The sequence below is a fragment of the Massilia sp. genome (assembly GCF_031995545.1).
Classification (GTDB): Bacteria; Pseudomonadota; Gammaproteobacteria; order Burkholderiales; family Burkholderiaceae_D; genus Telluria.
This window is the reverse complement of the sequence record NZ_DAMAGA010000020.1, coordinates 73,215-87,769: the sequence shown is the minus strand read 5'-3', so window position 1 is coordinate 87,769 and position 14,555 is coordinate 73,215. Positions and strand designations below refer to the sequence as shown.

The following is a 14,555-nucleotide window of genomic DNA, read 5'->3' as shown; positions in this document are numbered from 1 at the left end:
ATCAAAAAAGCTGTCCGACTAAACGGGGTCAGTTCAGAAGGCGGGAACCCAAGTTTGCATGCAGATCGCCGCACTCAGCCCTCCTTCGGATACGGGCTCGGCCCCCCATCCGCAATGAACTGATCGATCCGCTGCTGCAGCACCGGCAGCGGTACCGACCCCAGCTGCAGCACCGTATCATGGAAGTTGCGGATATCGAACTTCGCGCCGAGCCCCTTTTCGGCGCGCGCCCGCGCTTCCTGGATCGCCATCTGCCCCAGGTAATACGACAGCGCCTGCCCAGGCCACGAGATGTAGCGATCGACCTCGGTCTCCACCTCATGCTGCGACAGCGCGGTGTTCTCCATCAGATAGGCCTGCGCCTGCTCGCGCGTCCAGCCCTTGGCGTGAATGCCGGTATCGACCACCAGGCGCGAGGCGCGCCAGGCCTGGTAACTGAGCATGCCGAAGATTTCGTACGGCGACTCATAAATCCCCATCTCGACCCCGAGCCGCTCCGAATACAGCGCCCAGCCTTCGCCGTAGGCAGAGATATAGGCGCGGCGGAACGGCGGCACGCCTTTCTGCTCCTGCACGATCGGTCCCTGGAACGCGTGACCGGGCGCCGATTCGTGCAGCGTCAGCGCCGGCAGGCTGTAGAGCGCGCGCGCCGGCAGGTTGTAGGTGTTGACCCAATAGGTGCCCGGGCCGCCGCGCCCCGCGGTCCAGAATGGCGCCTGGTCGTCCGGCACCGGCACGATCGCGAAGCGGCGCCGCGGCAGGTAGCCGAAGTACTGGTCGGCCTTGGCGTCGAAGCGCTTCGAGGTCCAGGCCGCGGCCATCAGCAGTTCCTTCGGCGTTTTTGCGTAGAACTGCGGATCGGTGCGCAGGAACTGCAAAAAGGCCGGCAGGTCGCCCTTGAAGTCGACCTGGCGCATCACCTCGTGCATCTCGGCGCGGATCTTGGCCATCTCGGATAATCCGATGGCGTGGATCTGGTCGGCCGTCATATTGGTCGTGGTGAACTCGACGATCTTCGACTGGTAATACGCCTTCCCGCCCGGCATGGCTTCGGCCGCCAGCGTGGTGCGCGCCTTCGGCACGTATTCGTCGCGGAAGAAGGCCAGCACCCTGGCGTGGGCCGGCTGCACCTTGTCGCGGATCGCGGCCACGGCGCGCGCGCGCAACGCTTCCTGCTCGGCCGCCGGGATCGAGGAAGGCATCTGCCTGAACGGCGTGTAGAACACGGTGTCCTGCGGCGATCTGGCCTCGGCCACCGACAGCAGCGTGCTGTCGCGGCCGGTGAGCGTGACGCGCGGCGGAGTGAAGCCGCGCGCCAGGCCGGCGCGCATATTGCCGACTTCCTGGTCGAAGTAGGCCGGCAGGCCGTCCAGCTGGGCCAGATAGTTGCGGTAGTCGTCGATGCCGCCGAACGGGCGCCGCGCGCCATAGGTGACGTCGGTCCAGAATGCGGTGTCGGCATTGACCGGCTGCTCGTATTCGCGGTACAGCTGGGCGTCGTGCAGGGCGGCGATCTGGGCGCGGTAGACCGCATAGTTGATGCGCTCGGGCGCCGACAACTCGGCCGGCTTGATGGCGTCGAGCTCCTTCAGGATGCCGGCCCAGTAGACGCGGCGCGCTTCCTGCGCCGGGGCGTCGGCGCGCGCCAGGGTTGGGCTGATGCCGCGCTCGCCCTCGGCACGGGCCAGGCGCTCCTTGACGCGCCATTGCCATTCCCTGGTGTAGATGCTCTTGAAGCGGGCGTCGGCAGCGCTGGCCGCGCTGGTGGCAGTGGCGGCAGCCGGTTTGGCAGCGGCAAGCGCATGCGGCGTGGCGGCCAGCGCGGCGATGGCGAAGGTGGTGGCGAAGACGGCGCCCAGTTTCTTGTTCATTGGTCCCCTGCTGGTAAAAGAGCATCATTGCTCAGCAAATACCATCTTAGCGGGGTTTCCACATCATGCCTACCGGATACAATACAGTCTGCGCCGACGTATTGACACTGTGGCGGTGCATAAAATTTTGTTAAATCGATGGCGAGTGATAGTACAGAGTCAAGATATAATGTTCGTCAATATTTCGGCGGGCAAGCGCACGACGACTCTGCACTCCAGCGTGCATGGACCATTCATGATGATATCGGCAGTAATTGTTTTGCGAACCGGCGATGATGACGAGTAAGGGCGGCCCCGGGCGCTCCGAAGGGCACGCTCATCTCATCCAGTCCTGGCGGCGCCTTGCCGACCAGCTCGGGCCCCTCATCGGCGACAGCGGTTTTTGCGCGCTCTTCGGGCGCGCTTGCCGCGTTGTCGGTCCAGAGTACAAGTGGCTGGCGGATACTCCGCCGTGCAAGACCCGCGACACCCAAATCAACGCGCTGGACGAGATGCTCGCCAGTGTCGCCCCCGAGCACGCGCTCGCCGCACACGCAGCGCTGCTCCAGACCTTCAACGGATTGCTGGCAGCATTGATCGGCCAGGGTCTCGCACGGCGCCTGCTTGACGCCGCTGCGCGCGTCGGGGACGATAAGAATGAACAGGAGCGCAAGTAATGAGCGATAAAGTAACCCTTGGGAAATTGAGTACCGGTGTGCCGGGCCTCGATGTTCTCCTCGGGGGAGGCCTGAGCGAGTTTTCCTTCAACCTGATCGCGGGCGCGCCCGGATCGGGCAAGACCACGCTCGCGCACCAGATCATGTTTTCGCTGGCCTCCAACGAGCGCCGTGCGCTGTTCTTCACCGTGCTCGGCGAGCCGCCTCTGAAAATGCTGCGCTACCAGCAGCAGTACGGTTTCTTCGACATGGACATGGTCGGCACCTGCATCCGCTACGTCAACCTGGCCGAAGACCTGCGTGCCGGCGATTTCAGCGGCGTGCTGGCGCGCCTCATGCGCGAGGTCGAGAATTTTTCGCCGAGCCTGGTGTTCGTCGATTCGTTCCGTTCGGTGGCGCAGACCGCGCGCAGCGGCAACGAGGGCGTGGCCGACCTCCAGTCCTTCATCCAGGAGCTCGGCACCCGCATGACCAGCTGGCAGGCCACCACGTTCCTGATCGGCGAATACCTGCACAGCGACGTCGAGGCCAACCCGATCATGACGGTGGCCGACGGCATGATCTCGCTGACCCAGGTGCACGAAGAAAACTCGGTGATACGCAAGGCGCGTGTGGTCAAGATGCGCGGCCAGGCCCACCTGAGCGGGTCGCACACCTTCCGCATTACCGATGACGGCATCCGCGTCTACCCGCGCGTGCTGCCGCCGCTGGCCTCGGATCGCGACACCGGCGGCGAGATCGACCAGGAAATGCTGCGCGTCGCCACCGGCACTGCAGGCCTGGACGAGATGCTGCACGGCGGTTTGCCGCAGGGCCACTCGATGCTGATGTCGGGCGGCAGCGGGGTCGGCAAGACCACGTTCAGCACCAACTTTTTGCAGGAGGGCGTGCGCCGCGGCGAAAAAGGGGTGGCGCTGTTCTTCGAGAAGGGCGCATCGCGCCTGCGTAACGGCGCACTGGCGCGCATGGCCCAGGCCGGCGACGTGGTGGTGCTCGAAAGCCGCATGATCGACCTGTCGATCGACGAGCTGCTGGACGAGTTGAACGAGGCGATCGATCGCACCGGCGCACGCCGGGTGGTGGTCGATTCGCTGTCCGAGCTGGCCTTGTATCTGGCGCCGGAAGGCCGCAACCAGCTGCGCGAGGTGGTCTTCCGCATGCTGTCGTCGCTGGCCAAGCGCAATGTGACGGTGGTGGTAACGATGGGCGTGAACGACGACTTTACCCGCCTGAAACTGAGCCAGTCCGACATCGCCTACCTGACCGATGCCATCGTCCTGATGCGCTTCGGCGAGAGCGGCGGCCAGCTGCGCAAGTTCCTGTCGGTGGTCAAGGTGCGCGGCAGCTCGCATAGCCTCGACTTGCGCGAATACACCATCACCGAAGACGGCATCCGGGTCCATCCTGTGAGCACCGAATACGAAGGCGTGGTGCACGGCTTGCCGCTCACGCGTGGCACTTAGGAAGGCAGGCAATGGCAAGCGACCCGATGAACGAGCAGGCCGATCCGACGCGCCGCCTTGCCGAGCTCGAAGCAGAGAACGCGCGCCTGCGGCATGAAGTCGATGAGCAGCGCGAGCTTGCTGCCCGGCTGCGCGAAGCGAACCAGCATCTGGTGCTGGCCACGGTCGACGCCCAGTCATCGCGCGACGATGCCGAAGAGACCAACCGCCGCCAGAACGAATTCCTGGCCATGCTGGCGCACGAGTTGCGCAATCCGCTGGTGCCGATCAGCGTCTCGGCCAGCCTGCTCGAGCGCAACCCGGCGGTCGCCGGCCCGCTCAAGCAGCTCACCGGCGTGATCGGGCGCCAGGTCGGCCATATGGCGCGCCTGCTCGACGATTTGCTCGACGCCGCCCGGCTTTCCAGCGGCAAGATCACGCTGGCGATCCAGCCGCTGCGCCTGTCCGAGGTGCTGGACCAGGCGATCGAAACCGTGCAGCCGCGCCTGCGCGAGCGCGGCCAGCAGCTCGACGTGTCGCTGGCGCCAGTGGACGTGGTGGTCGATGGCGATCAGGTGCGCCTGACCCAGGTCTTCACCAACCTGCTCAGCAACGCGTCTAAATATACCCAGGACGGCGGCCGCGTGCACGTGGAGGTCGAGTGCATCGATGGCTCGGGCGTAAGCGTGCGCGTCGGCGACAACGGTTCCGGCATGGCCGAGGAAACCATGCTGCGCGCCTTCGACCTGTTCACCCAGGGCCCGCGCTCGCTCGCGCGTTCAGAGGGCGGCCTGGGCGTGGGCCTGAACGTGGTGCGCAACCTGGTCGGCATGCACGGCGGCAGCGTATCCGCCGCCAGTCCCGGTCCGGGGCAGGGCAGCACCTTCACGGTGTCGCTGCCGCGTTCCAGCAGCACGCTCCCGCACGGCGCAGCGCCGGCGCAGGATGCGCAGGCGGACGGCGCGCGCCGCATCCTGATCGTGGAAGACAATGCCGACGCCTGCGCGGTGCTGCGCATGCTGCTCGAACTCGAAGGCCACCAGGTGGCGATCGCGGTCGACGGCCACGCCGGCCTGGCGCTGGCGCTGGAAGGGCGTTTCGACGCCATCGTGTGCGACATCGGCCTGCCCGGCATCGACGGCTATGAACTGATGCAGCGCCTGCGCGCATCCGGCCTGGAACGCCCGCACGAACGGCGTCCGCTGGCGGTGGCACTGTCCGGCTACGGCCAGCCGAGCGACCGCGAACGCGCCATGGCGGCCGGGTTCGACCGCTACCTGGTCAAGCCGGTCGAACCCGGCGTGCTGGTCGAAGCGCTGGCAAGCGTGCCGGCGGTTGGCGCTGCCGTCTTGTAGAATGCGGCGCGCCGTGCTTTGACGCGCTGCGCTGTGGTTTCCCTCAACCCCTTCTCGAACAATTCCATGCACAGTGCCCCGGTCTCGCAACGCCTCCGTTCCCTGGTCCGCTCCATGCCGCGCACCGGCATCACGCTGAGCGAACTGATTCACCGCGTCGGCAGCGACGGCCTGCTGATCCTGGTGGCGCTGCTGACGCTGGTGTTCCTGATCCCGGTCTCGATTCCCGGCGTGAGCACCGTGTTCGGCGCCGCCATCCTCCTGATCGGCATCAGCCGCCTGCTGCGGCGCGACCTGTGGATTCCAGCCAGGCTGCAGCACCGCGTGATCGGCACCCGCAAGCTGCGCCCGCTGCTGCGCAAGGCGCTGTCGTGGCTGAAGAAGATCGAATACGTCAGCCGCCCGAACCGCATCGGCTGGCTGGTGGCCGACGGTGCGATGGACCTGGTCAACAGCGCGGCACTGATCCTGGGCGCGGTGCTGCTGATGATGCCGTTCGGGCTGATCCCGTTCAGTAACACCTTCCCGGCGGTGGCGATCCTGTTCCTGGCGATCGGGCTGCTGCAGAGGGATGGCGTCAGCGTGCTGCTGGGGCATGTCGGCAATCTAGTGACGATCGTGTATTTCGCGGTGCTGATCGGCGGCGGCGGCCTGGCGGCGCGCGAAGTGTTCGAGCGGCTGTCCGCCTGATTCACTATTGGGGCCGCGAACCCTACGCGAACAGCTTGCGCAGGCGCGCGACCGCCTCCTCGATCCGCTCGTACTTGGTCGCATACGAAAACCGCACATGGCGCCCTGGCGCCGCCACCCCGAAATCGTCGCCCGGCACGATCGCCACGTGCGCACGATGCAGCACTTCCAGCGCGAACGCCGCGCTGTCGCCGCGCAGCGGGTGATTCACCGCGCTGATGTCGGCGTACACATAGAACGCGCCATCCGGCATCACCGGCACGCCGAAGCCCAGTTCGCGCAGGGCCGGCACCAGGTAGTCGCGGCGGCGCTGGAATTCCAGGCGGCGCTGTTCGAACGTCGCCAGCGCCTCGGGATGGAAGCAGGCCAGCGCCGCATGCTGGGCCACGGTCGGGGCGCAAATGAACAGGTTCTGGGCCAGCTTCTCGAAGGTCGGCACCAGGCTGTCCGGCACCACCAGCCAGCCCAGGCGCCAGCCGGTCATGTTGAAGTACTTGGAGAAGCTGTTGACGGTGATGACGTCCTCGCTCAGGCTCAGCGCGCTCACCGGCTTGTGGTCGTACGACAGTCCCTGGTAGATCTCGTCGACGATGGCGAAGCCGCCGCGCGCACGGGTTGCATCGAGCATCTCGCGCAGCTGCTGCGGCGTCATCGAGGTGCCGGTCGGATTCGAGGGCGACGCCACCAGCACGCCGCGCGTGCGTCCGGTCCAGCGTTCGTGGATGTGGGCGGCGCTCAGCTGGTAGCGGTCTTCGTGCGAGGACGGCACCAGCACCGGCGTGCCGCCGAAGCTTGATACGAAGTGGCGGTTGCACGGGTAGCAGGGATCGGGCATCAGCACTTCGTCGCCCTCGGCTACCAAGGCGGCGCAGGCCAGCAGCAGGCCGGCCGAGGCGCCGGCGGTGATCACGATGCGGCGCGGATCGATGTCCAGGCCCTGCACGGCGGCGTAGTGGCCGGAAATGGCTTCGCGCAGCTCGCGCAGGCCGAGCGATTCGGTGTACTGGGTCACGCCGCCACGGATCGCTTCCATCGCGGCCTGGGCCACGATATCGGGCGCGGTGAAATCGGGCTCGCCGACGCTCATGCTGATCACGTCGTGGCCGGCGCGTTTGAGTTCGCCGGCGGCTTTCACCATCTCCATCACGCGGAACGGTTCGATGGCGTGCACGCGCTGCGCTACTTGCAGGGCGCGCGCGGCCTGGGTGTCGGGGGAAGTCTGAATGGTGGACATGCTTGCAGCCGGAAAGAATGGGACGGAGACCGGCTATTCTAACGGAGCAGCCGCGCCTGCGTGCGCGGCTTCCTGAACTGCACCCGCGTGTGCGGCGTGCACGGCTCCCCGTACTGCGCCAGGAGCCTAGCGGTGCGCCTGGTGCGCCGCCGTCAGGCGCCGCATCAGCGGCAGCGCCGCCAGTGCGATGAACGTGCAGGCGATCGCCGCCAGTCCCAGCTTGTTGAACAGGCTGGTATAGATCGGCAGCGTCTGCAGCGGGTCGCTCATCCCCTGCGGCACGCTGGCCATGGTGGCGACCACGCCGCCCAGGTATTGCGAGATGCCCACCGCGACATAGTAGGCGCCCATCATGAAGCCGCCCATGCGCGCCGGCACGTAGCGCGCGATCATCGCCAGACCCAGGCCGCTCACCAGCAGTTCACCGAGCGAATACAGGCCGTAGCCGGCGATCATGATCCACGACGAGGTCAGGCCATCGACGGCGAAGGCGCCGGCCACGCCGTAGGTGAAGAAGCCTGCCGCCACCACCACGAAGCCGAGCGCGAACTTGGCCGCGATCGACAGGTCGAAGCGGCTGCCGCTGGCGCGAGTGTACGCCAAGGCCAGCACCGGGCTCAGGATCATGATCCAGATCGCGTTCAGGGCCTGGAACTGGCCCGGCGACCAGGTGAACAGGTGGGCGCCGAACAGGGTGAAGTCGAGGTCCACGTTACGCAGCGCGAACAGCGACAGCGACGTCGACATCTGCTGGTAGAAGATGAAGAAGAACACGGTCTGCAGCGTCAATACCAGCGCCGCCGCCATGCCGGCGCGTTCGCTCGCTTCGCTGGTGCGGATCAGGTACACGAAGATGCCCAGCACCACGATGCCGGCCACGTACACGAACAGGCGCGCCAGCCACTGGTATTCGAGGATGGTGGCCGATGCCGCCACCGCGATCACGCCGCCGCCCAGCACCAGCGCCAGCTTGCCCCAGTCGAGCGGCAGCGCGTCCGGCGGCGAGCCGATATGAGAAATAGTCCGGCGCAGCACGCCCACGGTCAGGAGGCCCACCCACATGCCGACGCTGCACACCGCGAACGCCACGTGCCATCCGAGTTCGCCGGCGTAATGGGCATTGACGTAGTCCTTGAGCGCCGGCGTGGCCAGCATCGAGACCGTGGAGCCGATGTTCACCGCCATGTAGTACATGGTGAAGGCGCTGTCGATGCGGGCATCGTCGCCTTCATAGATCTTGCGCACCAGGTTGGCGGTGTTGGGCTTGAACAGGCCGTTGCCGACCACGATCACGCCCAGCGCCGAGAAGGTGAGCCAGGTATTGGTGGTGGGGATGGCCATCAGCGCATAGCCGAGCGACAGGATGATCGCGCCGATCACCATGCAGCGCCGGGTGCCGAGCACGCGGTCGCCGATCCAGCCGCCGATGGCCGGCGCCACGTAGATCAGGGCCGCCGCCGCACCCCATACCAAGGTAGCTCGCGTATCGTCGAAGCCGAGGCGCTGCACCAGGAAGTAGACGATCAGCGCCTGCATGCCGTAGTAGCCGAAGCGCTCCCACAGTTCGATCAGGAAGACGGTAGTGAAGGAGCGCGTCTGGCTCGGAAGTGTCCCGGCGCGCGCGGGAGAATGCTGCATGTTCATGAAGATCCTTGCATGACGGCCGCGGGTCGTGAACCCCGTGCCGACCGTCGGCCAAAGCGGCGATGCTATGCCAGTTGCCGCGAATATGCAATCTTGACAGGCGTTCGCGGCATGGCGCCGGCCGCACCCGATGTTGTGTGCGCGAGCGTACCGACGCACCAGCCTGCCGGCCTAGACTGGGCCTCAGTGCACAGCGACAGGCGAGGGCGCATGACGGAAGTGGCGGTGATCGGTGGCGGTGTGGCGGGACTGGCGTGCGCGGTGGCGCTGGCCGAACGCGGCATCGCACTGACGGTGATCGAAGGCGCGCAGCAGCTCGGCGGGCGCGCCAGCTCGTGGCGCGAGCCAGGCAGCGGCGACGTGGTCGACATCGGCCCGCACATCTTCCATACCGAATACCACAACATGCTGGCGCTGCTCGACCGCCTCGGCACGCGCGACCTGATCTCGTGGCAAAGCGGCGAAGTGCTGACCATCGCCAGCAAGCCGCGTCCCACCGTGCTGCGCCAGACGCCGCTGCTGGCGCCCTTCGGCCTGGTGCCGAGCATCCTGCGCGCGCCCGGCCTCGGCCTGACCGACTACCTGTCGATGGCGCGCACCGGCTGGCGCGGCATGTGCTTCGGCGAAGAACAGGTGGCCGAACTCGATCGCATCTCGGCGCTCGACTTCCTGCGCGGGCAAGGCCTGAGCGAACGGATGATCGACTGGTGGTGGCGCTTCGCCGCGATGGTGGTGACCAACGTGCCGCTGGAGCGCTGTTCGGCCGCTTCGCTGATGCGCATCCACGCGCAGCTCAGCGGCTACCGCGGCCTGCAGTTCGGTTTCGCCAAAGTCGGGCTGGGCGAGCTGTACACCGAGCAGGCGACGCGCATGGTGCGCGAGGCCGGCGGCCAGGTGCGCGTTGGCGTGCCGGCGACGGCGCTGTTGGGCAGCGAGCGGATCGAAGGCGTGCAGCTGGCCGACGGCAGCCGCATCGCCACGCCGCATGTCGTGAGCGCGCTGCCGCCGCAGCAGCTGGCCGCGTTGCTGCCGCCGGCATGGCGCGATCGCGCGCCGTTCGACGCGCTGCAGCGCTTCGAGCCGAGCCCCTATATCTGCGTGTATCTGTGGTTCGACCGCCCGCTCGGCATGCAGCGCTTTTGCACCCACCTGTATTCGCCCGAGCGCCTGAACTACGACTTCTATGACCTGAGCCAGATCCGCAGCGGCTGGGAAGGGCGGCCGAGCGTGGTGGCGTCGAACATCATCTACAGCCACCGCGCGCATCACCTGGGCGACGAGCAGATCGTGCGCGCCACGGTCGATGAACTGGCCGAATTCGTTCCGGCAGCGAAGGCGGCGCGCGTGGTGCGCGCCGACATTCACCGCGTGCCGATGGCGATTGCCTGCGCGACGGTCGGCTTCGAGGGCATGCGCCCGCACGCGCGCTCGCCGCTGCCGGGGCTGACGCTGGCCGGCGACTGGGTGCAGACTCACATGCCGTGCACGATGGAAGGCGCGGCCAAATCCGGCTTCATGGCTGCCGAAGCGGTGCTGGCGCAGCAAGGCGTCGAAGCGCGGCTGGCCCAGGATGCGCGCATGTACGACGATCTGGCCGGCCTGGCACGGCGCCTGTACCTGCTTACAACTTCGCGACATTCTGTCGACAATAAAGCCGAAAACAGGCCGTGTTGACAACCTAGAATCTCCCACGATCGAACATCACGCCGGCCGCGTCCGGCCAACAATCATTGGGGATTCGCATGCATCAACACATCAAGACCACCGCCATGATGGCCGCCTGCGCGCTGTTGCTGGCCGCCTGCGGCAGCTCGGACGACGACCCGGTGCCGGTGACGCCGCCGCCGGTGGCGCAGCCGCAGCCGCAACCGCCGGTGGTGACGCCGGAGCCGGTCGTGACCAAGCTCGAAGTGCTGTCCAGCAGTGCGCGCGCGATGGACAGCGTCGCCTTCTACGGCGGCGCGGCCTACGTCTCGCTGGCCAACAGCAAGACCGAAGGCTCGGCCGTGATGCGCGCCACGCTGCCGCTCACCACTGCGTCGAACTGGAGCCCGGTCGGCATGGGTGGGTGCGCGATGGCGCCGCAGGGCGACTTCATCATGCGCTCGCCGCGCATCAAGATGGTGGGCGAGAACATGTGGCTGATGCAGCCGTGGGCCGACACGCCGGACACCATGAACGAACCGTCGACCTGCACCCTGATGGCCAGCACCGCCAGCTTCATTCCGCGCGACCAGGACCTGAAGGTCTGTAACGAGTACTTCTGCGAGACGCTGTCGATGCAGGACATCGAGCTGCACAACGGCCGCCTGTACAGCAACGCCGGCGGCGGCAACAACCTGTTGACTTCGAAGGACAGCGGCGCCACCTGGCAGGTGGTGCGCGGCTCGAAAGAGTCGATAATGTGCTACAGCTCCAAGTTCCACTTCATCGGCGACCGCCTGTTCGTCGGTGGCGAATGCCCGCTCGACATGGCCTTCGTCGAGTCGTACCGGATGAACGCCGATGGCAGCAAGCTGGCCAGCGAAGACAAGCTGCCGATGACGTTGCCGGACCTGGAAAACCGCAACGTCCAGTTCATCGATTCGGTCGAGGGCACCAAACAGGTGTTCGTCGGCGTTGAAGGCGGCCTGCTGCGCAGCGAAGACAGTGGCGCCAGCTTCAAGTTCGTGATCCACGAACCGCTTACCGACGCCAAGGGCTACCCGTACATCGGCGCCTTCCTGGCGCTGAAGGACAAGCCATCGACTCTGGTAATCGGCGGCTTCGACAAGATGCACGGCCGTCCTTACCTGGCCTGGTCGAAGGACGGCGGCAGCACCTGGACCGATATCTCGAGCATGGTGCCGGGCTATGCCAACAAGGCCGATGACGAACACGGCACCGGTTCGGTCAGCGCGATCATGCAGGATCCGCAGGGCCGCATCATCGTGGTGGTCAACGAGCGCGCGGATGGCCAGGGTCGCCTGATGCAGCTGACGCTGGGCGACAAGTAATCTCCGAAGCACGTCATTGCCGCCAGCGCGGCAATGACGTGGTGGCGGCCAGGGACGGCGTGCATGCACGTCGCTTTTTTTGTATTCACGTTGCCTTCAGCTCGCGGCAATGTAGCGAATCAACGCTGTTTCATCCGCTGAAATTCTGTCATGCTCTCGCCTGCGGCGCCCCGGCTCCGCACCGTTCATAACAACGAGAATGACGACATGACAAACGCCACGATCGCCCGACTGGTGCTGTGCCTCTTCGCCAGCCCGCTCGCCATCGCCCAGAACGCCGACCGCCAGCTGCAAGGCGTCTCGCGCAACCAGAACACCCTCGAGATCGCGACCAACGACGGCCGCTACCTGATCAAGCCGTATTCGAGCACGATCGTCGAGACCACCTTCATCCCCAAGGGCGAACGGTTCAATCCCGCCTCGCACGCCGTGATCCTGGCGCCGACCGCGGTGCCGGCCACGCTGAAGGACGAGGGCGCGCGTGTCGTGCTTGCCACCGAGGGCATCACGGTCACCGTCGACAAGCGGCCATTCCGCATCAGCTACGCCTATAAAGGCAATCCACTGGTGGCCGAGAAGCGCGGCTTCGGCCGCATCGACGGCCACGACAGCATCGAGTTCGCGCTGAGCGACGGCGAGGCGCTGTACGGCGCCGGCGCGCGCGCGGTCGGCATGAACCGGCGCGGCAACCGGTTCCGCCTGTACAACAAGGCCGACTACGGCTACGGCGCGCGTTCCGAGCTACTGAACTACACGATTCCGGTCGCGCTGTCGTCGAAGAAGTACGCGATCCACTTCGACAACCCGCAGACCGGCTGGCTCGATTTCGACAGCCGCAAGGACGGCACGCTGCGCTACGAAGTGATCGGCGGACGCAAAACCTATCAGGTGGTGGCCGGCGAGAGCTGGGACCAGGTCATGGAGGGCTACACCGGCCTCACCGGCCGTCAGCCGCTGCCGCCGCGCTGGGCTTTCGGCAACTTCGCCAGCCGCTTCGGCTACAAGAGCGAAGCCGAGACGCGCGCCGTGGTCGACAAGTTCGCGCAAGAGAAGATTCCGCTCGACGCCGTGGTGCTCGACCTGTACTGGTTCGGCAAGACGGTCAAGGGCACCATGGGCAATATGGCGTGGGACCGCGACACCTTCCCGCAGCCCGAAAAGATGATGGCCGACTTCAAGGCCAAAGGCGTCAAGACCGTGGTCATCACCGAGCCGTTCGTGCTCACCACCTCCAACCGCTGGCAGGATGCGGTGGCGAAGGACGTGCTGGCCAAGGACAAGGACGGCAAGCCGTTCGTCTACGACTTCTATTTCGGGAACACCGGCCTGATCGACCTGTACAAGCAGGAAGGGCGCGACTGGTGGTGGAACATCTACCGCGACCTGAAGGCGGGCGGCGTTACCGGCTGGTGGGGCGACCTGGGCGAACCGGAGCTGCATCCGTCCGCGCTGCAGCACGCCACCGGCTCGGCCGACCAGGTACACAATATCTACGGCCACGACTGGGCGCGCCTGATCGCCGAGGGCTACAAAAAAGAGTTCCCGAACGAGCGCCCGTTCATCCTGATGCGCGCCGGTTACTCGGGCTCGCAGCGCTTCGGCATGATCCCGTGGTCGGGTGACGTCAGCCGCAGCTGGGCGGGTCTGCAATCGCAGATGGAGATCTCGCTGCAGATGGGCATGCAGGGCCTGGCCTACATGCACTCGGACCTGGGCGGTTTCGCCGGCCCGGTGCTGGACGACGAATTGTACGTGCGCTGGCTGCAGTACGGCGTGTTCCAGCCGATCTTCCGCCCGCACGCGCAGGACGCGGTGCCGTCCGAACCGGTGTTCCGCTCTGAGCGCACCAAGGTGCTGGCGCGCGAAGCGGTGTGGCTGCGCTACGCCATGCTGCCGTATAACTACACGATCGCCTTCGACAACCAGCAGACCGGCATGCCGCTGATGCGGCCCCTGATGTTCGTCGAGACCGACCCCGATAAACCGTTCGAGCGCGCCTCGACCTACCTGTGGGGCCCGGACTTCCTGGTGGCGCCGGTGACCGAGCCGGGTGCCACCCGTACCGACGTGTATTTCCCGAACAGCGGCAGCGTATGGTTCGACTTCCATACCGGCCAGGTGCATCGCGGCGGCGTGCTGGAAACCGTGCGCCCGGTCGAAGCGAACATCCCGGTCTATGTGCGCGCCGGCGCGTTCGTGCCGATGGCGAAGGTGGTGCAGACCACGCGCGACTACAACAGCCGCCAGATCGACCTGCATTACTACCATGACGCCTCGGTACCGGCGTCGAACGGCAAGCTGTACGACGACGACGGCGAGACCGCCAATGCGTTCGAAGCGGGCAAGTACGAGATCGTGCGCTTCACCAGCCGCCACCAGGACGGCAAGCTGGCGATCGGCTTCGCCACCGAGACCGGCAAGGCGATGGCGGCCGCCGAACGCGGCTTCTCGCTGAAGGTCCACAACGTGCGCAGCAAGCCGCGCGCGGTCACGCTCGGCGGCAGTGCGGCGCGCTTCACCTGGAACGCGCAGCAGCACCTGCTGGAAGTGAGCATCCCGGCGCGCAAGGGCCAGGACGCGCAGGTGGCGATCACGCTGTAAGCCTGATGGCAGGGCATGCCGGCGCGGACCTTTGGCTACGCGTCGGTGTGTCACCGAACGTCGCGC

Annotated in this window: 10 protein-coding genes; 7 read left to right on the top strand and 3 right to left on the bottom strand. The window is 66.3% G+C overall.

Features of this window, described 5'->3' with window-relative positions:
• Positions 1–74 precede the first annotated feature (74 nt).
• Positions 75–1,871: a DUF885 domain-containing protein gene (locus RTQ83_RS14955; RefSeq protein ID WP_312516192.1), complete on the bottom strand. Its 1,797-nt coding sequence runs from the start codon at positions 1,869–1,871 to the stop codon at positions 75–77.
• A gap of 272 nt (positions 1,872–2,143) precedes the next feature.
• On the opposite strand from RTQ83_RS14955, the gene RTQ83_RS14950 reads away from it, so the two are divergent.
• From RTQ83_RS14950 to RTQ83_RS14935, 4 genes are all read left to right on the top strand, one after another.
• Positions 2,144–2,527, top strand: coding sequence for a hypothetical protein (locus tag RTQ83_RS14950; RefSeq protein WP_312516190.1), 384 nt, complete (start codon positions 2,144–2,146; stop codon positions 2,525–2,527).
• Positions 2,527–3,990, top strand: a complete 1,464-nt coding sequence (locus RTQ83_RS14945) for an ATPase domain-containing protein (RefSeq protein ID WP_312516188.1) — start codon at positions 2,527–2,529, stop codon at positions 3,988–3,990. The genes RTQ83_RS14950 and RTQ83_RS14945 overlap by 1 nt, the downstream gene beginning before the upstream one ends.
• An 11-nt stretch (positions 3,991–4,001) precedes the next feature.
• A complete protein-coding gene (locus tag RTQ83_RS14940; RefSeq protein ID WP_312516186.1) occupies positions 4,002–5,324 on the top strand; it encodes an ATP-binding protein in 1,323 nt (440 codons plus the stop codon).
• Positions 5,325–5,390: 66 nt separating this feature from the next.
• Positions 5,391–6,014, top strand: a complete 624-nt coding sequence (locus tag RTQ83_RS14935) for an exopolysaccharide biosynthesis protein (RefSeq protein ID WP_312516184.1) — start codon at positions 5,391–5,393, stop codon at positions 6,012–6,014.
• Positions 6,015–6,036: 22 nt separating this feature from the next.
• On the opposite strand, the gene RTQ83_RS14930 is transcribed toward RTQ83_RS14935, so the two are convergent.
• Positions 6,037–7,248, bottom strand: coding sequence for a pyridoxal phosphate-dependent aminotransferase (locus RTQ83_RS14930; protein ID WP_312516183.1), 1,212 nt, complete (start codon positions 7,246–7,248; stop codon positions 6,037–6,039).
• Positions 7,249–7,374: 126 nt separating this feature from the next.
• Complete coding sequence (locus tag RTQ83_RS14925) at positions 7,375–8,886, bottom strand: oligopeptide:H+ symporter (protein WP_312516182.1); 1,512 nt, start codon at positions 8,884–8,886, stop codon at positions 7,375–7,377.
• Positions 8,887–9,102: 216 nt separating this feature from the next.
• Here RTQ83_RS14925 and RTQ83_RS14920 point away from each other — a divergent pair, with 216 nt between their 5' ends.
• The 3 genes from RTQ83_RS14920 to RTQ83_RS14910 all read left to right on the top strand — a co-directional run bounded on the left by RTQ83_RS14920 (position 9,103) and on the right by RTQ83_RS14910 (position 14,489).
• Complete coding sequence (locus RTQ83_RS14920) at positions 9,103–10,566, top strand: FAD-dependent oxidoreductase (RefSeq protein ID WP_312516180.1); 1,464 nt, start codon at positions 9,103–9,105, stop codon at positions 10,564–10,566.
• A gap of 68 nt (positions 10,567–10,634) precedes the next feature.
• Positions 10,635–11,888, top strand: a complete 1,254-nt coding sequence (locus tag RTQ83_RS14915; RefSeq protein WP_312516178.1) for a hypothetical protein — start codon at positions 10,635–10,637, stop codon at positions 11,886–11,888.
• 207 nt (positions 11,889–12,095) lie between these two features.
• Positions 12,096–14,489, top strand: a complete 2,394-nt coding sequence (locus RTQ83_RS14910) for a TIM-barrel domain-containing protein (RefSeq protein ID WP_312516176.1) — start codon at positions 12,096–12,098, stop codon at positions 14,487–14,489.
• Positions 14,490–14,555 lie beyond the last annotated feature (66 nt).

Excerpts from the sequence above, each read along its gene's own strand:
- RTQ83_RS14940 (WP_312516186.1), top strand. The coding sequence starts at position 4,002 with ATGGCAAGCGACCCGATGAACGAGCAGGCCGATCCGACGCGCCGCCTT.
- RTQ83_RS14915 (WP_312516178.1), top strand. The coding sequence starts at position 10,635 with ATGCATCAACACATCAAGACCACCGCCATGATGGCCGCCTGCGCGCTG.
- RTQ83_RS14955 (WP_312516192.1), bottom strand. The coding sequence starts at position 1,871 with ATGAACAAGAAACTGGGCGCCGTCTTCGCCACCACCTTCGCCATCGCC.
- RTQ83_RS14935 (WP_312516184.1), top strand. The coding sequence starts at position 5,391 with ATGCACAGTGCCCCGGTCTCGCAACGCCTCCGTTCCCTGGTCCGCTCC.
- RTQ83_RS14945 (WP_312516188.1), top strand. The coding sequence starts at position 2,527 with ATGAGCGATAAAGTAACCCTTGGGAAATTGAGTACCGGTGTGCCGGGC.
- RTQ83_RS14950 (WP_312516190.1), top strand. The coding sequence starts at position 2,144 with ATGATGACGAGTAAGGGCGGCCCCGGGCGCTCCGAAGGGCACGCTCAT.
- RTQ83_RS14910 (WP_312516176.1), top strand. The coding sequence starts at position 12,096 with ATGACAAACGCCACGATCGCCCGACTGGTGCTGTGCCTCTTCGCCAGC.
- RTQ83_RS14925 (WP_312516182.1), bottom strand. The coding sequence starts at position 8,886 with ATGCAGCATTCTCCCGCGCGCGCCGGGACACTTCCGAGCCAGACGCGC.
- RTQ83_RS14920 (WP_312516180.1), top strand. The coding sequence starts at position 9,103 with ATGACGGAAGTGGCGGTGATCGGTGGCGGTGTGGCGGGACTGGCGTGC.
- RTQ83_RS14930 (WP_312516183.1), bottom strand. The coding sequence starts at position 7,248 with ATGTCCACCATTCAGACTTCCCCCGACACCCAGGCCGCGCGCGCCCTG.